Origin of the sequence: Variovorax sp. SRS16 (genome assembly GCF_901827165.1) — a bacterium.
Lineage (GTDB): Bacteria > Pseudomonadota > Gammaproteobacteria > Burkholderiales > Burkholderiaceae_C > Variovorax.
Map to the genome: position 1 here is coordinate 720117 of NZ_LR594667.1, position 16337 is coordinate 736453.

Sequence of the window (16337 nt, forward strand, 5' to 3'; positions counted from 1 at the left end):
CTATCAGGGCCTGAACCAGCCGAGCAGGTCGAACGCCTTCGCCAGTTCGTGGTGCATCACCAGCTGAAACTCCCCGCCCTTGGGCTGCATGGGGTTGGCCAGACCGATTGCACTGCTGTAGAACGGCTCGGAGCTTCCGGGATTCGGGGCAAAGCTCATCTTCAGCGACTCCCCCAGCTTGCGAGCAAGCTTGCCATAGAGCACGTTGGCCAACCGGTACGACTTACTCGTCCGTGCTCCCTCCTTGACCTGGGCGGCAGCATTGCCGAGCTCCGTGAAGGTGACCGTCCGGTTGTGCGCCCGGAAGTGCCTCTCAAGCATGGCTCGGCCCATTGCGCTGACGCCCCCTTCCTGTTCGAGCTGGAGGAGGGCTGAGGCATAGCGGTCCGCGCTGGGAACCTCGAACCTCATCACCTCGGCCTCGACCTTTTCACGGCGGGTCGCCAGTCGGAACACCTTCGAGTGGTCGGTAGGCACCCCTCGCTCTGTAAGGAACGAAGCGATTTCGCGCCAGGTGTGACCCTTCTCTCGGAGCGCTTCGATAGCTTCCAAGTAGAGCTCAAGCCCCTCCTTCGGGGCGGCGGCCAGGGCGTCGTTGAGTATGGTGGTAGGGCTGGGCATCGCGCACAGCTTACACCAGGCCGAACAGAATGCAACAGCGTAAACCAGGCTGCAACAAAATGGACTTCCTCGCGGGGCTCCCGGGCGGCCTGGGCGGAAAGCGCCAAGCACAGCCGCGCGGCTAAAGCCCGTGACTACAGGCCAGGTCCCCTCAACCGCTACCAGCCAATGCAAGTCCGTCTCATTGACGCCAACGCGCTGGGCTTTGCCCAGTATTTCATCGGGAAGAAAGCAGGCCACCACGACACGCACGCAGTTCGTGGCTTCCTGGAGCACGTGCGCTCCCGCCTGCACTTCTCGCAGGGCGTAGTGAACCTTCTCCTGTGGGACGGCAGGGCGCAGTGGCGCTACGACCTCCTGCCGGCGTACAAAAGCTCGCGGCACAAGACGCCTGAGCAGCGCGAGGCGCGCGAGACCTACGAGCCACAGCGGCCGCTCATCCAACGTGCGTTGAACTACTTCCCCGTGATTCAGCTTCTGCATCCTGGCGCGGAAGCGGACGACCTGGCATTCGGCCTTGCGGGACAGCTGGCGGCGCAGGGGCATCTGGTCGACCTGTCGACCTCGGACACGGACTGGCTGAGCCTCGTGGCAAACCGGGTGCGCTGGGTGAACGCCAAGAAGTTGACGCAAGTCATCGAGCTGGATGGGTTCTTCAAGGCAACCGGCGTGAGTTCGCCCCAGCTCTACGCCCACGCAAAGGCGATGGCCGGGGACACGACCGACGACATTCCTGGCGTCGAAGACGTGGGCCTCAAGCGGGCGGCGGCGCTCCTCGCGAAATACGGAAGTCTGGAGGCCGCGCTCACCGCGGCGGAGGACCTGCTCACCTTCGGCGCGGAAGCGAAGTACTACCAGGGCCTGACCGACGCGGACGTGCGTGAGAGCGTCCGCCGCAACGTCAAGCTGGTCGACCTATCGGCCGGCCCGGTGCTCCAAGGCTCGGACATCCGAACTACGGTCGGCCAACTCGACGAAATGGAGCTCGCAGGGCTCTTCGACGAACTGGGCTTTGCAGACTACCTGACCAACTGGAGCTACTGGGGTCGCCCCCTGTCCAAAGAGCTGGAGAAGGCCGATGTACTTTCGGTTCAACGCGCCATCTCCAACATCCACTTTAGCTGGACCGCGAAAAGATAAACGGCTGGACTAGACCGTATCACCCATTATTTGCCCCTTGGAGCACACATGAAACAAATGCCCGGCTTGCTGAGCAAACTTTCCCAAATGCAAAAGCGCATGGAAGCCGCTCAAGCCGAAATTGCCGCGATGACCTTCGAAGGCACCGCAGCCAACAACCTGGTCACCGTGACCATCACCGGCGCCGGCGAGCTCAAGCGCGTGAACTATGACGCCAGCCTGAAGAGCGAAGACCTCGAGACCCTGGGCGACCTGGTCGTGGTGGCTGTGGCCAATGCCAATGCGAGGAAGGAAGAAGCGTCGAAGGCCAAGCTGGGCAGCCTGGCCGCCGGCCTGATTCCCTTTGGCATGAAGGTTCCAGGCCTGGGCTAAACCAAGGGCTAGAAGTCCTTTGAAGGCCCGCTTCGGCGGGCTTCTTCATTTGCCTGAACGAAAAGGGGAGAGCCGGAACTGCGTTATAAACCCATCCCCTTTACTAAAGACTAAACTCTACGTAAAATGCATTGGCGCATGCCGGCGTTTTAAGGTTCGATGGCCAGTCCTTCTTCTTCCCAGCCCACCGAGCAACTGAGCGGTGTGGTCAAAATCCTCACGTACGTGAACCCCGAGAACGGCTATTTCGTCGCAAAAGTCGATGTGCCGGGAAAGGGCGAGCGCACGGTGCTCGGTACCGCCCCTGTCATCAACGTGGGCGAGCTCATCAGCGTGCGCGGGGCCTGGGGAAGCTCGAAATGGGGCCCGCAGTTCAAGGCGGTGGAGGTAACCCTTTCGCAGCCCACGATGCTCGAAGGCATCGTCAAGTACATGTCCAATGCCATCCCCGGCATCGGCAAGGGGTTCGCCCAGAAGCTGGTCGACGCGTTCGGGGAAGACGTTTTTGACGTCATCGAGAACCACCCGGAACGCCTGAAGGGCGTCAAAGGCATCGGCAAAAAGCGCATCGACTCGCTCATCGAGTCGTACGCCGAGCAGAAGGCGACGCGCGAAATCATGGTTTTCCTGCACAAGGCGGGCCTGTCTACCCTGCGAGCAAAGCGCATCCTCGACAAGTACGGCGCCTCGGCGGTCGAGAAAATCAAGGCGAACCCGTACATCCTCTGTCAGGACATCTGGGGCATCGGGTTCAGAACGGCCGACGAAGCAGCCTTCAAGCAAGGGATTCCGCGGAACAGCGAGTACCGCATCCGTGCCGGCGTGCACTACGTCCTGCGCGAGGCCGAGGGGCAGGGCAGTTGCGGTCTGCCGGTGGAAGTCGTTCGCGAGAAGGCGAGCGAACTCCTGGGTGTGGACTACGACGTTCTCAGCACCTGCTTCGAGCAGGAGGTTGAATCCGAGAGCCTGATTCGCGATTTCTCAGGCGGGGTGGAGTGCCTGTTCTCCCCGCGAACCTACAAGGCCGAGAAGGCGGTGGCGGACCTACTCCTGAAGCACGCCAAGCGTCCGCTGGCCCATACGGTCAAGGACATCGACGTCTCCATCCTCTCCGTCGAGATGGACATGCACATCACGCTGGAGGACGCTCAGCGCGATGCGGTTCGTGCGGCGCTGCTGTCTCAGGTATGCGTCATCACAGGGGGTCCCGGTACCGGCAAGACGACCATCACCCGGGTCGTTATGGAGTGTCTCCAGGCGGCCGGCATGAGCCCGCTGCAGCTGTGCGCGCCCACCGGCAAGGCAGCCAAGCGCGCGGCCGAAGCCACGGGTTTCCCCGGCCAGACGGTGCACCGCACGCTGGAAGTCCAGCGGGACGGTACGTTCAAGTTCAACGAGAAGAATCCGCTCGATGCGGACGTCCTCGTGGTCGACGAATCTTCGATGGTGGACATCTACATGTTCCTGTCCATCATCCGCGCGCTCGCGCCGCACACGCGCCTCATCATCATCGGCGACGTCGACCAGCTGCCTTCCGTGGGTCCGGGCAAGGTGCTGGGCGACATCATCGACTCGGGCGTGCTGCCCACGGTGATGCTGCGCCAGGTATTCCGCCAGGCCGCGAAGAGCCAAATCATCCGGAACGCGCACGCCATCAACCGTGGCGACATGCCGGAACTGAGCTATCTCCAGGACTCGGACTTCCACTTCTCTAGCATCATGCCGCGGGACCCGAAGAGTGAAACCGACAAGGAGAAGGCGCGCTCGGACATCGAGAAGGAAATCCTTCGCCTTGCCCGCGACATGTACAAGCTCGGCTACGACCCTATCCGTGACGTCCAGATTCTGGCGCCAATGCGGCGCGGCAAGCTCGGCGTGCTGGCCCTGAACGTTCAGTTGCAGGCATTCCTGAACCCGATGCCTGAAAAGCAGGTCGAGTTCAACGGGACCAAGTGGTGCACTGGCGACAAGGTCATGCAGCTGCGCAACAACTACGACAAGAACGTCTTCAATGGCGATATCGGCTACATCTCAGACGTCGATGCCCAGACCCGAACCGTCATGGTGGAGTTCGACGCGGTTCCGGTCGTCTATAGATTCCAGGACCTGGACGAGCTGGCGCTTGCCTACGCGTTCACCATCCACAAGAGCCAAGGCTCGGAGTTTCCGGTGGTCATCATGCCGCTCGATACCAGCCACTACATGATGCTTCGACGTAACCTCGTGTACACCGGCGTGACCCGAGCACGGAAGTTGTGCGTGGTCGTCGGCCAGCCAATGGCCATGAAGCTGGCGGTGGAGCGCGCTCAGAAGGATGAGCGTTGGACGCGCCTAAAGGAATGTCTCATGAAGGGGCTGCCCGCAGAGATGCGGCGAGAAGAAGCGCTTGCTGCATAAGTTAGCTGGCTATACCGAGGGCAACTACCAGCCCCGGAAATCCATGACCTCCAAGCGAAGCGGCAAGCTCAAAATCATCAACCTCTTTGGCGCACCAGGAGTGGGCAAAAGCTCCGTCGCTGCCGGCATCTTCTGGCTGATGAAGGCCCAGCACTGCAGCGTGGAGCTCGTGAGCGAGTATGCGAAGTATCTGGTTCTATCCGGGCGAAAGTGGCAGTTGACCGAGGAACAGGTCTACCTGTTTGCCAAGCAACATCACAAGCAGTTCGTCATCGAGCGCTCGGGTTACGAGTTTGGGGTGACGGACAGCCCGTTGCAGCTCTGCCAGTTCTATGCCCCGAGCAAGTACTTTGGCAGTTTTGAACCCCTCGTCGACGAGGCATCGGAAGCCTTTGAAAACATCAACTTCTTCGTTACCCGCGACCTGGAAGCGGGCCATTTCGAGGAACGCGGGCGGACGCAGGGTCGCGCCGAAGCGCTAGAAGTGGAGCGACAGATGCGAGCCTTCCTGGCACGGAAGAACATCCCCTACACGGAGCTTCCTGTCGACATGCTGGCGCCGTGGCGCGTTGTGAGCAGTTTGAACATTGGCCAGCCGCCGGTGCCAGAGTTTGCCGCCTTTGGGCTGGAGACCTCCTGCATGACGGAACATAAGCCGCTCTTGGTCATGACCTACCTGTTGGCTGTCGACGGGGACGGGTCGCCCTGGGCCACGCTGGAGCGCTGCACCAGACGAAAGAGCGCTCAGCCGGACCGTTGGGCCGTCCGAACGCCCTGGGGCGGCTGTCTGAACAAGGACGCCATCTTCGAGTACGAGCCGTCGAGCTCGAGCCGAGATGCCGCGTTTCTCGCCCGGGCCAGGTTTGACACCCCTGAGCAAGCCTTAGACGTTTGGCTAAAACACTATGCACATGAGCGCATGCAATCCGAATATGACATCCGAGGTATCCGCCTTGTCTGACAAAAAGCCGCTCCTAGAGCGGCTCTTTTCACTCGAAAACTTCCTGCAACTGGTGGGCGTGGTCGGCGGACTATGGGGCAACTACCTAATCAACCAGACCAACGCCGCAGGATTTGTACTGTGGCTACTGTCCAACACTGCGCTCACCTGCCTTCAGTTTCGGACCCGTCTATTTGGACTGGTTGCGTTACACATGGCCTATGTTTATTTATGCTTTCAAGGTATCGCTAGTTGGGCCGAAAAAGCGCCGGCGTCCCTCTCAGCTTGGGTGCCTGCGTGGCTTATTTTCGTCTCGCGGTTTGTCGCATAGCCGCGGCGGCGATAATCTCAGGTTAAGTTGAGTTGCCGGGTACTGCCCGTTTAGAGTGTTCGCTTGCTAGGTAACATATTTGAGCCAAATATCCGCTTCGGAACTACTGCAACTGGCCCGACTAGGGCTCAGCCCGGGCCCCGAAGGTGGGCGCCAGGACGCATTCGCTCTGCTTGCAGAGTGCGTCGAAGACTTTGTTGTCAACGACCGCGACCTCGCCTATGTCGTGTTGAAGGCGCGCTCAGAAAATGTGATTCTTGCACAGTATCTCCAGCGCGTTATCCGGACGGTCTCAGCCGAGGAAAACGTCCCGGCGGCCACAGACAGCTGGCGATTGATTCTCGGCGGCATCGGCGTGCTGCTGCCGCCCGGCTTCGACTTTCAGGTCGACCAGTGGGCGAGGGCCATCGAAGGGTTGGAGTCCAGCCTTTCAACCCTGTGGGCTGACCAGACCCACAACGTGACCGTCATGCCGGAGGCGAGCCCCGTCGAAAGCTTCTACAAGCTACGGCCTAAGGCTATTCGCTCCGGCCTATTGCAACTTTTCAGTGACAAATGGGCTGACGCCTTCCACCTGGGTGACGTGGCACCTGCTGAGGCGTGGTCCGCCTTCGTGCTTCCGTTCGTTGTCGCCGTGGAAGTTGAAAGTGCCCAGAGCTTCGTACGTAACGAACTTGCGCCTCGCGCGCCGACGCTCGCGCTATCCGGGATAAAGCACCGGTTTGAATCCCATTTTGACCTTGGCTCTCCGGGCGCCAAAACCCCCTTTCTGTTGCCTCCGGTGGATTGGGCGAACCTGTTCTCCTTCGTGCGCGGGATGCACTTTCGCAAGGCCGTGCGCGAGCTGGTGACCGACCGCCCGGAGGCCTCCAACGATTGGGTGCTGAAGTTCGACGCCCCGACCCTGCGTTTAACGAACTTCAAAGCGCGGATAACCAAAGAGTTCCTTTTCCCTGAGGAAACACCGGCGGATGTTCGGCAGATTGCAGCTGCGCCTGCAAGCCAGCTAGGCATCCCGTACGTGGACGGCACCAAGGCCGACTAGCTCCGTTTAAGCACAAAAAAGCCGCGCATCTCCCGACGACAGCGCCACGGCTGCGGCCTCGGGGCGCTCAAAAACCTCAGCAGTTCTAGGCCTTTGCTCCGACCCTGGCTACACGTGTCAGGACAATAACTGGAGCAGACATGCAGACCTTTCTCGTTGGAGGCGCAGTGCGCGACCTCTTGCTCGGCCTTACTCCCAAGGACCGCGACTATGTGGTGGTCGGCGCGACCGCCGAGTACATGCTCGACTGTGGATTTCGCCCCGTCGGCAAGGACTTTCCGGTCTTTTTGCACCCCCTGACGCAGGATGAATACGCGCTCGCGCGCGTGGAGCGCAAGACGGCAGCCGGCCACACGGGCTTCACGGTCTCTACTGAGAACGTGACGCTCGAGCAGGACTTGAGCCGTCGAGACCTGACCATCAATTCGATGGCGATGGCGCTCGGGGGCGACCTCATCGACCCCTTTGGGGGCAAACGCGACCTTGAGATGAAGGTACTTCGCCACACGTCGGGCGCCTTCCTGGAAGACCCCCTGCGTGTGCTGCGCGTGGCACGATTCCAGGCTCGGTTCGGCCCCGATTGGTGTATCGAGAACAGCCTGCTCATGACGATGCATGGGATGGTCGCCGCAGGCGACCTGGCGGAACTGCCGTTCGAGCGAATCTGGGCGGAACTCAAGCGCGGCCTCATGGAGCCACATCCCGACTGCATGGTGACGACTTTGCTTGGGCTCGGGCTTCTAAGTGGCCCGAATGCGTTCAAAGGCATCAGCGTCCGGCCGGACTACGTGGAATCGCTTCGGCGCGCGGTAGCCAGCGAGGCAGCCCTCGAGGTTCGCTTCGCATGCGCCTTCCGGCTCGACAGCGACCAGGTTTCGGGCAAGCTGCCAAAAGACGTGACGGACTTGGCGCTTTGCGTGCAGCGTGCCGAGCAGGCCGAGCTTCGCCAATTCGACAGCCTAGTCGCCCAGCGCCAACTGGCGTTGCTCGAGGGGCTCGACGTGCTGCGCCGCCCGCAACGGGTGGAAGCTACGGTGCAAGCGTTGCAGTTGATGCACACGTTCGGTGCCGACGGCTTTCGCGCGTCTTGCGATGCACTCAGGAACATTGACTTCCAGGGCTTGGCCCAAGGGCTAGCCGGACCTGCAATCAAGCACCGCATCGAGCAGGAGAAGCTCGCCGTGTTGATTGCTCGCAAGGCCATGGCCGCTGCCGCCTGAAAACTCGTTCTTCGAAGCGTCCGACCCCTCCGTCGGGCGCTTTTTCTTTGCCTAGGCCAGAAAAGGCGACGCCGGTTGAGCACCGGCGTCGTTGAAAAGGGGAGAAGAGGAGAAAGGGTCTAGCCGAACAGGGACGTGCGCATTTCGAGGTCTGGCTCGCGATAAGCCGCTGACTCGCGCACCACGCCGGCGCCGAACAGGCCTGTAAGGACCTCGAACGCGACGAATCCATGGTGGTTGAAAGGGAAGCCGCTTGCCGCTGCGTAAGCCACAGTGATGCACGTGACCAGCGTCGGCAAAACGAGGCGCCGGAATACCTGCAGGCTGGGGCGTGTGAAGACGGCGCGGCCGCCCCTCAAGTAGATGAAGAGCAGGCCGACCAGCATCACGACCGTTGTGTGGCCCGATGCCTGGTAGCCGCAACATACCGCACTAGCCCCCCACAACGCGACGGCGGGGTACCACTGTAGCCGAAGCAGCCGGCTTGCGAGCTCATACCGGGAGTGAACGGAGGCCATGCGGTCATCGCCAACCATTTCACCGGTCGCCGCGATAACAGCCAACACCGTCGCCAGTATGAGGAAGGTGCCTGGAGACAGAAATGTGTTCATCGTAAAGTTTTCGTTGAATGTTGTCCTGCACCGGTATAGCGACCGAACGGAACCCACTGGCAGTTGAGAATAGTGGGCACAAACGCTTTAGAGTTTAGAGCAACGTATGCTAAAATGCAACGCACCGACGGATGGGATTTAGCTTTTTGGCTCGCCAATTCAGGCGCGCGAGCAGGGGCAGGTGGCTATACGTCGAACGCCCTCTAGGGCGGTATCCTTCAATCCGGCTCTTCCGCGTCTCATCGCCAGCAAGAGCCATCGACAGAGAGTTCCATGAACACGTCGCTCCCGACTCCCAGCAAGAAGTTCGACCTCCTGGTGCAGAGCGCCATCCTTCGAGGCGAGAAGCCTACCAAGGGCCTTGACGCCCAGCTTGCGCCCAACGAAAACCAGATGCATCGACTCACGGCTTTCATGGCCGACGGCCGCCAGGTCGTGGTCGCTCAACGTCACGGCCGAGGCGGGATGGACTTCAACAAGCTGCTGGGCGGCAAGGTTTACGCGGTGGCGGCCGACGCACTGTCGCCGGTGTTCGAGAAGGAGAACAACAAGCCGACGAAAGTTCAGAAACAGGAGGAGGGCAAGCCCCTTTTCTCGTCGTCGGGCTTCTACCTGCTCTCGTCGAAAGACTATCCCGCGCTTCGAATCGCGGAGGGCTATACCCGCCTGTTTGCGGATGGAGCGAAGGTCATGCTCCTCACCGCGGAGCAGCTTGCGGCCAAGGAATCTCTCTCGATGACTTCGGACATGGACTGGGAGATGGCCCTTGCGTTCCTGGGCGCGGCTTTGGGCGATGACCGAAACATGGTCACGCCGTTTGACGCAGACATCAACCGCAAGCGCCGCCGCGGCATCGAGACGGCAAAGGGCGTAGCAGAAGACGACCAGGAGACGTACACCGGCGTCGAGTTCACCGAGTTGGGCGCGAGCAAGAAGGACGGAAACCCCTTCGTCCTCTACACGTGGCGCATCGACGGCGGTGCAGCCCGGACCGGAACGCTCATGCGTGAGTTCGAGGCGACCGACGACAACGACCGACCCATCACGAAGTACGACGACGCGGACGCCACGGTCGCGCGCTTTGCGGACAGCGCCGAGGGTCGTGAGATTGCAGCCGCCTGCGAGGCAGGCAGGACCGTGGACTTTGCCTTCGTCCAGGGCCACGTGATGCGCACGAGCGTTTCGTTCCGCCGCAAGGTCGAGAACGTTCGTGCTGCGGGGAGCGACAAGCCCGCGTACGGCGACGCCGTCTACATCTGGGGCGCGCTAGGCGGTTGGGTGAAGGGCTTGGTGAGCGTGATGCAGTCGATGCACCCCAACTTCCCGGCGAAGGATTACGACGCCCACCACTACGTCGCGGCCTGTCGCCAAGCCGAGGTCGGGATGACGAAGAAGCCGGACGGCAGCGGCTGGCTACCGCCGCAAGCCGTTACCTACGACCTGTCGGCAATGTTGGTCTGAACGACAGTTCTCGCCTAACATACTGTCGACTCGTGCCCGTGCCTGTCGCTCCTTCCCCCGTTCTACTGCAGTCCGGCGTGCGGTTTCGCGCACGCCCCGACGCAGCCATGGCGCAGCGCCTGCGCCAATGGGTCGGACACCAGCGGTGCATCTATAACGCAAAGGTCGACGAAGACCGCTACTTCGCCGGCATGCGCCTCTCGATGCTGGCGCGCGGCAGGACCGCGGCCGAGGCGGCCACGCCGCTGGACCGCGCGTACGCGCAGTTCCGGGGCGAGACGACGCCCTGGCTCGGTGAAGTTCCCTCGCAGGTCCTGCGCATCGGCGCCGAGCGCTGGTTCGAGGGCAAGCAGCGCCAGCTCAAAGGGTTGGCCCGGGCGCCGCGCCGGCGCAACCGCCTCAACTTCGACAGCGTGCGCGTCTCCAGTGAGCTCTTCGAGTTCAGGGAGCTCGATGAGCCTCAAGGCGACCTGCGCCACGAGCTCGTCCTCGGCAACGACAAGTTCGGGTTCGGCAGCCTCCCGTTCACGGCGCACCGTCCATATGAAGTGCCCAAGTCGCTGACGCTGCGCTGCACCGGTGGACAGTGGTTTGTCAGCTTCAGCTACGAGCACGCCGCGCCGAAGGGCTTTGTGGCGCGCAATGAGGAAGAGCTCGCCTACGAGCTCGACCTGCTCGACGGCCCCGCGCTCGAAACGCGCACGCTCGGCCTTGACCGCAATGTCGCGGACAACTGTCTCGCGACCTCCGACGGACGGTTCTACGCCCTGAGCGCCGTGCAGAAGGCGCGCATCGCCCGAAAAGCTGTCGGCGCGAAGCGCCACCAGCGCCGGCTCGCCCGTCAGGAGAAGGGCAGCGCCAACAGCCGCAAGACTCGAGACCGCCTGGCGCGCAAGCTCGCCTACAAGCGCGAGGTTCTGCGGGACTTCAGCCACCAGACCAGCCATGACCTGCTCGAATCCAAAGCGAACGACGCCGGCGTGCCGCAACTGCTGGTGCTCGAGGCGCTGAAGGTGGGAAACATGACGGCTCGGCCCAAGGCCCGGCAGGACGAGACCGGGCGGTGGCTTCGTCAACGGCGCCGCGAGCAAGGCGGGTTTGAACCGGGCCATCCTCTCGAGCGCCTGTGGGCGCATTGCCGAGCAGCTGGGCTACAAGGCGGCCCGGCGCAACGTTCTCGTGCTGCAGGTGCCTGCGGCCTATTCATCCCAAGAGTGTTCCCGGTGCGGGCACACTCACCCAGGCAACCGCGACGCACAGCGGTTTGCCTGTCAACGCTGCGGACTCGAAGCGCACGCCGATACGAACGCCGCCCGCATCATTGCGGGCCGAGGTATCGGGATGGTGCGCGACCAAAAGGTCGTCGTGAAGGCCAGGAAGCGTGTCGCCTATCGACGGCGCGCAACAAAGGCAGGGCTGGAATCGCCCGATGTGCCTGTGGAGGGTGGTGTAAGTCGCGACGAAGCGAAAGCCGACATCGCGCAGTGCCCGAGGAAGCAGGAAGGTGCCACGACTACAGCGCCGTCAGGCGTTTAGTCGCGGGAGATTCACGGTGGCCCACATATCTCGGAAAGCTTCGGAGGGCATGTCGGGGTGGCGAACGACGTTGTGCGGCTGACCGACGAGCTCATCCTCACTGTAGCCGCTCGCCTCAACGAACGCAGGATTCACGTAGGTGATGATGCTGTTCAGGTCGGTCATCGAGACAAGGGTCTCGCTGCCGAGTTGATATTCGCGATGGGTACCAGGGAGATTGCGCTTCATGGTTTGTCTGGTTTCGGGTGGCCAGCGAACGCCGGGCCTAAAAAAGACCGCCCCCTGTGTGGGAGCGGTCTGGAATGAAATGGAGTGGCTCTATCCGGCGAGAAGTGCCTCGAAGGCGGCTTCGTCCAGGACGGACACGTTGAGTTCCTGGGCCTTGGCCAGCTTGGTGCCAGCCTCTTCGCCTGCAAGCAGGTAGTGGGTCTTCTTGGAGACCGAGCCAGCCACCTTGCCGCCTGCGCCTTCAATCAGCGCCTTGAACGTCTCGCGGGGCTTGGACAGGGTGCCGGTGATGACGAAGGTCTTGTCCACAATGGCGGGATTCGCGACGCCGCTTTCGACATCCTTCGGTCCCACGAAGAACAGCAGGCGGTCCACTTCGGCGGCGTTGTCCGGGTTCGCGAAGAACGCCAGCACGTTGCTCGCAGTGGTCTCACCCACGTCCGACACCTGTAGCAGCGCATCGAGGTCCGCATTGCGGAACGCAGCGAACGACTTGAAGCGCTTGGCCAGGTCCTTGGCGGTCGCCTCGCCCACGCCCGGGATGCCCAGGGCATAGATGAACCGATTCAGCTCGGGCTGCTTGACCTCGATGACTGCGTCGACCAGGTTGGTGGCAGACGTAAGGCCCATGCCTGGCAGCGTCTGGATATCCTCCACGCGCAGGTGGAAGAGGCCACTGGGCCGCTCGAGGAGCCTTGCCTGCAGCATCTTCTCAACGGTGCCCTCCGCCATGCCTCGGATGTCGAGCGCAAGGCGCGACGCGAAGTGCGTGATGGCAAACAGCCGTTGCGCAGGGCAGTTCAATCCGCCGGTGCAGCGGTGGTCGGCGCTGTCCTCTTCCTTGTGCACTGCGGAGCCGCAAACAGGGCAGGTGGCTGGCGCCGTGTACGAGGCCTCGGTGCCCGCGCGCAGTTCAAGCACGGGGCGCACGATTTCCGGGATGACATCGCCAGCGCGGCGTACCACCACGGTGTCGCCCACGCGCACATCCTTGCGGCGCGCCTCGTCTTCGTTGTGCAACGTCGCGCTGGTCACCGTCACGCCACCGACATAGACGGGGGCGAGCTTGGCGACGGGAGTGAGCTTGCCGGTGCGCCCCACCTGGACGTCGATGCCGATGCATTTGGTAGTGGCTTCCTCGGGCGGGAACTTGAACGCGATGGCCCAGCGAGGGGTGCGCGAGTTCCAGCCAAGCTGGTCCTGGTAGCGAGAAGCGTTGACCTTGAAGACGACGCCGTCGATTTCGAAGGGAAGTCCGGCGCGCTCCTTCTGTATTTGCTCGAAGTGAGCTTGCACGCCGTTGACCCCCTTGACGACCTTGACCGTGTCGCTGATTTCAAAGCCTTCGGCGACGAGCGTCTTGAGCTGCTCGAACTGGGTGCCGGCTGGCAGGTAGCCCTGGCATTCGCCAAAGCTGTACGCAAGGAAGGTCAACCGGCGCGAAGCCGTGACCTTGGGGTCCAGGTTGCGCAGGCCGCCGGCCGATGCATTTCGAGGATTGGCGAAGCGCTTGTCGCCCTTGGCGTCCTGGGCCGCGTTGATGCGGGCGAAGTCTTCCTTGGTGATGACGACCTCGCCGCGCACTTCCACGCGCGGTGCCGTGTTGCTGATGCGCAGCGGCACGTTTCGGATGGTCCGAACCTGGGCCGTCACGTTCTCGCCGGTCTCGCCATCGCCGCGGGATGCGGCCAACTTGAGGACCCCGAACTCGTAGACCAGCGCGCAGGATGCGCCGTCGTACTTCAGTTCGGCGCAGAACTCCACCTCGCTCTCCGGGATGCCAAGCTGTGCGGCAACGGATGCGACGAAGGCCGCAGCTTCCTGCCCGTCCATCGCGTTGTCAATGGAGAGCATCGGTCGCAGGTGCCGCACGTCAGAGAACGCAGCCAGTGGCGCGCCGCCGACGCGTTGAGTGGGAGAGTCGGACCGGTCAAGTTCGGGATGCCTTGCCTCCAGCGCCTGGAGCTCGCGAAACAGTGCGTCGTACTCCGCATCGGAGATGACGGCCGCGTCCATCACGTAGTAGCGGTGGCCATGGCTGGCGACCGTTGCCTTCAGGTTGCTGTGTTGCTCGTGGATGGTCATGTTGTCCTTGTGTCCAATGTGTGATTATAACAGATTGCATGTAAAAGGGTTCTAGCACTAGTTGTTTAGATACCGGGGGTGTCTGGACTAAGTTTTAGTTTAAACGTCCTGGCTAGACGGACAAAGCTCCCGCAATTGCAGCCAATGTTTCAACTCATCCTGACCGTCATGGCCATCGCACTCACATCCGCGCTTGTGATGGTCTCAATCAACTACCTGCCGGCCTGGCGGGGGGCTGCACGTGACGTGGAGCAGCAGGTGCGCACCGCTCTTCCGCAGCTTGAGGAAGCCTATGACGCGGCGACCCGCGCAGCCGGCGGCGTGCCGCCCGCCGTCCTTGCGGCCAGTGATGGCGGCTTTTCCGCGCAGTTCCTGCCCTTGCTGCGCTTTGCGCCTGCTGCCCCCGCAGGCTACGTGTGGACCTACGGCCAGCACGGTGACGATGGCAGCCGGTACGCAAACCTGAACTATTTCTGCCTGGCCCCCACCCGGGCCGGGCTTCAGGGAGTCGGGCGAGGCCTCTACCGCGGCGTGAGCGCCTTCTCGCGCGACCAGGCGTTCGTGAACACGAGTTGCGGTGCGACGGTCACACAGGCGGCCCCCTCCAATTGGAACGCTGCGCCGGCTCGCGCGGTGACCTTCTACGTGGCGTATACCCCTGGCGTGAATCGATGAACCGCCGCCTGCGCACCACCGTCGCAGTCCTTGCCGTCGCGTTCGCTGCGCCTTGCCTGGCCGCCGAACCGATGTTGAGCGCAACGTCTGTCGGCGCGGAGGTCGCGCGCGCAGCCAAAGACGTGAAAAACGCGTTCTATCGACGCGCCGCCGTCTTCAGTCCTGGTACGTACGACCAGTTGCCCGCGGCCGCTTCTGCCGCAGACCTTTTCCCTGCGTATGGATTCATGCCCCGTGGCCACAAGGTTTCATGGGGGCTCTCGGCGGTAGACGAGGACCAGTCGAAGCTCTGCCTGACAGCCACCCTAAACAGCACGCAGGACTGGATTGACTTCGTTCGAGGCGCCCAGGGCGCCCACTTGACCCCCGCAGACGGCGGGTGCACGGGGGCTGCGCAATGGGTTGCACCCGCGGCATATCCCGTGGGCGCCTCGGCCATAGTGCCCTTGGACCGGAGGCTGGTTCCTACGCCCACCGCGATGGACGCTGGGCTGGAAGTGACTGGGACGCTTCAGGATGAGGAGCCGGCGGCGGTGCTGCCAGGGCATGCACAAGTGGCTGCCGTGCTCCAGGCGCGGGCAGGGCAGCTGAGCGCTCCCTGGACTCTCACCGTGACCAACCGGCTGCCAATGCAATCGCTGGCCATCGCCGGCGCGGCGGCTACGCCGGGCTTCAGCCTTGGTGATAGCAGCTGCGCGGTGCTCCTGCCCGGCGAAAGCTGCTCGGTCGCCGTGCGGTTTCAGTCGTCGGCTCAGTTGCCTTCGACGCCCGGGCGAGTCCGCCTCGAGTTCCGGCAAGAACTGGAAGGCCTGCCAACGGGAGGCATGAGCGCACTGAGCGTCACGCTCTACGGCGAGCAGGTACGTTGAGGAGCGCGTCGAGGTCGGGCGCGAGCTCCGGGGCTACTGCCAGAAACGGGGCAAGCCAGGCGTGCACGTGGGACGCTCGCTGCTCGGGGAGCGAACCGCCTTTGAGCAGGGTGTCCATGGCGTCCAGCATTGGGCTTAGCGAGGACTTGCGCAAAAGAGGCGGGCGCGCGCGCCATTCAGTCGTTGGCACCGGGAAGACGATGTCGCGCTGCTCGATAAGGAACCGGACAGGGTCCTCGGTCGTACGGAACCGCGCGCGCAGGGTCAGCTCAGGGTCCGGCACCGTGCGGTCAACGGCGAAAGTGGCCGCAGCGAGAAGGACCGCCTTGGCGTCGTCAGCGCGGGCTGCGTGGTGCAGCTGCTGAAAGCGCCCAGCAAAGGCCAGGGCGACCGCCTGGTAGGCGCTCCGGCTGAGCGTGCCGAGGCTCACGAGCGGGCTTCCTGGAGCCAGTTGACGTTGACAGGGACGCTGACCATCCCGAGCTGGACCTGGCGCTCGAAGAGCAACCCATTGTGCAGTTCGGTCAAGGACGGGTATTCGGAGCAGACCGCCATGCATTCAAAGCTTTCGAGCTGGCTCTGAATCATGGTCTTGGCACGTACGGCGGCTTCGCGATAGAGGCGGGGCGACAGCACGAGCCGGCGGCTGTCCGCAGCATCAAGCATCATCCCATAGCGGCCAAGCTCGACGCGAACTTCTTCCGGCGTGAGGGCGGCGAGGCCGGGGGCTGCAGCTTTGATGTTTGTCATGCTTAAAGTATACCATCAGAACCACTTTACGGTCAACCAGTATCGCTTCATTAGCA

The 16337-nt window shown here is 62.6% G+C and carries 18 protein-coding genes; 11 read left to right on the plus strand and 7 right to left on the minus strand.

What is annotated here, in order from left to right:
• Nucleotides 1–3: 3 nt before the first annotated feature.
• Nucleotides 4–621 (minus strand): hypothetical protein, encoded by a 618-nt coding sequence (locus tag E5P2_RS31740; protein WP_068673747.1) that lies wholly within the window; start codon nt 619–621, stop codon nt 4–6.
• A 168-nt stretch (nt 622–789) separates the two neighbouring features.
• Here E5P2_RS31740 and E5P2_RS31745 point away from each other — a divergent pair, with 168 nt between their 5' ends.
• The 7 genes from E5P2_RS31745 (at nt 790) to E5P2_RS31775 (ending at nt 8066) form a co-directional block, all read left to right on the plus strand.
• Nucleotides 790–1761, plus strand: coding sequence for a 5'-3' exonuclease H3TH domain-containing protein (locus E5P2_RS31745; protein WP_162571111.1), 972 nt, complete (start codon nt 790–792; stop codon nt 1759–1761).
• 57 nt (nt 1762–1818) lie between these two features.
• Nucleotides 1819–2133, plus strand: coding sequence for a YbaB/EbfC family nucleoid-associated protein (locus tag E5P2_RS31750; RefSeq protein WP_269475019.1), 315 nt, complete (start codon nt 1819–1821; stop codon nt 2131–2133).
• A 159-nt stretch (nt 2134–2292) separates the two neighbouring features.
• Nucleotides 2293–4530 carry an SF1B family DNA helicase RecD2 gene (gene recD2, locus E5P2_RS31755; RefSeq protein WP_068673740.1) on the plus strand — a complete coding sequence of 746 codons (2238 nt, stop codon included), beginning with the start codon at nt 2293–2295 and terminating at the stop codon, nt 4528–4530.
• A 43-nt stretch (nt 4531–4573) separates the two neighbouring features.
• Nucleotides 4574–5491, plus strand: coding sequence for an AAA family ATPase (locus tag E5P2_RS31760; protein ID WP_162571112.1), 918 nt, complete (start codon nt 4574–4576; stop codon nt 5489–5491).
• A complete protein-coding gene (locus E5P2_RS31765) occupies nt 5484–5801 on the plus strand; it encodes a hypothetical protein (RefSeq protein ID WP_146039466.1) in 318 nt (105 codons plus the stop codon). Before E5P2_RS31760 ends, E5P2_RS31765 begins: the two co-directional genes overlap by 8 nt.
• A 79-nt stretch (nt 5802–5880) precedes the next feature.
• Nucleotides 5881–6846, plus strand: coding sequence for a hypothetical protein (locus E5P2_RS31770; protein WP_068673735.1), 966 nt, complete (start codon nt 5881–5883; stop codon nt 6844–6846).
• A gap of 140 nt (nt 6847–6986) precedes the next feature.
• Nucleotides 6987–8066: a hypothetical protein gene (locus E5P2_RS31775; protein WP_162571113.1), complete on the plus strand. Its 1080-nt coding sequence runs from the start codon at nt 6987–6989 to the stop codon at nt 8064–8066.
• Between the two features lie 119 nt (nt 8067–8185).
• On the opposite strand, the gene E5P2_RS31780 is transcribed toward E5P2_RS31775, so the two are convergent.
• A complete protein-coding gene (locus tag E5P2_RS31780) occupies nt 8186–8677 on the minus strand; it encodes a hypothetical protein (protein WP_162571114.1) in 492 nt (163 codons plus the stop codon).
• Between the two features lie 273 nt (nt 8678–8950).
• On the opposite strand from E5P2_RS31780, the gene E5P2_RS31785 reads away from it, so the two are divergent.
• On the plus strand, nt 8951–10138 hold the full coding sequence (locus E5P2_RS31785; protein ID WP_162571115.1) for a hypothetical protein: 1188 nt from the start codon (nt 8951–8953) through the stop codon (nt 10136–10138).
• Between the two features lie 62 nt (nt 10139–10200).
• Here the strand turns inward: E5P2_RS31785 and E5P2_RS31790 are convergent, their stop codons facing one another.
• Nucleotides 10201–11250, minus strand: coding sequence for a hypothetical protein (locus E5P2_RS31790; RefSeq protein WP_162571116.1), 1050 nt, complete (start codon nt 11248–11250; stop codon nt 10201–10203).
• On the opposite strand from E5P2_RS31790, the gene E5P2_RS31795 reads away from it, so the two are divergent.
• Complete coding sequence (locus E5P2_RS31795; protein WP_162571117.1) at nt 11237–11674, plus strand: zinc ribbon domain-containing protein; 438 nt, start codon at nt 11237–11239, stop codon at nt 11672–11674. The genes E5P2_RS31790 and E5P2_RS31795 overlap by 14 nt on opposite strands.
• On the opposite strand, the gene E5P2_RS31800 is transcribed toward E5P2_RS31795, so the two are convergent.
• A complete protein-coding gene (locus tag E5P2_RS31800; RefSeq protein WP_162571118.1) occupies nt 11663–11902 on the minus strand; it encodes a PAS domain S-box protein in 240 nt (79 codons plus the stop codon). The two genes, E5P2_RS31795 and E5P2_RS31800, sit on opposite strands and share 12 nt — an antisense overlap.
• Before the next feature lie 90 nt (nt 11903–11992).
• Nucleotides 11993–13987 (minus strand): NAD-dependent DNA ligase LigA, encoded by a 1995-nt coding sequence (gene ligA / locus E5P2_RS31805; protein ID WP_162571119.1) that lies wholly within the window; start codon nt 13985–13987, stop codon nt 11993–11995.
• 144 nt (nt 13988–14131) lie between these two features.
• Here ligA and E5P2_RS31810 point away from each other — a divergent pair, with 144 nt between their 5' ends.
• Nucleotides 14132–14662 (plus strand): hypothetical protein, encoded by a 531-nt coding sequence (locus tag E5P2_RS31810; RefSeq protein ID WP_162571120.1) that lies wholly within the window; start codon nt 14132–14134, stop codon nt 14660–14662.
• Entirely contained in the window at nt 14659–15531 is an 873-nt protein-coding gene (locus tag E5P2_RS31815) for a hypothetical protein (protein WP_068673723.1), read from the plus strand. The genes E5P2_RS31810 and E5P2_RS31815 overlap by 4 nt, the downstream gene beginning before the upstream one ends.
• Here the strand turns inward: E5P2_RS31815 and E5P2_RS31820 are convergent.
• Complete coding sequence (locus E5P2_RS31820) at nt 15503–15961, minus strand: hypothetical protein (protein WP_162571121.1); 459 nt, start codon at nt 15959–15961, stop codon at nt 15503–15505. The genes E5P2_RS31815 and E5P2_RS31820 overlap by 29 nt on opposite strands.
• Nucleotides 15958–16281, minus strand: coding sequence for a hypothetical protein (locus tag E5P2_RS31825; RefSeq protein ID WP_162571122.1), 324 nt, complete (start codon nt 16279–16281; stop codon nt 15958–15960). The genes E5P2_RS31820 and E5P2_RS31825 overlap by 4 nt, the downstream gene beginning before the upstream one ends.
• Nucleotides 16282–16337 lie beyond the last annotated feature (56 nt).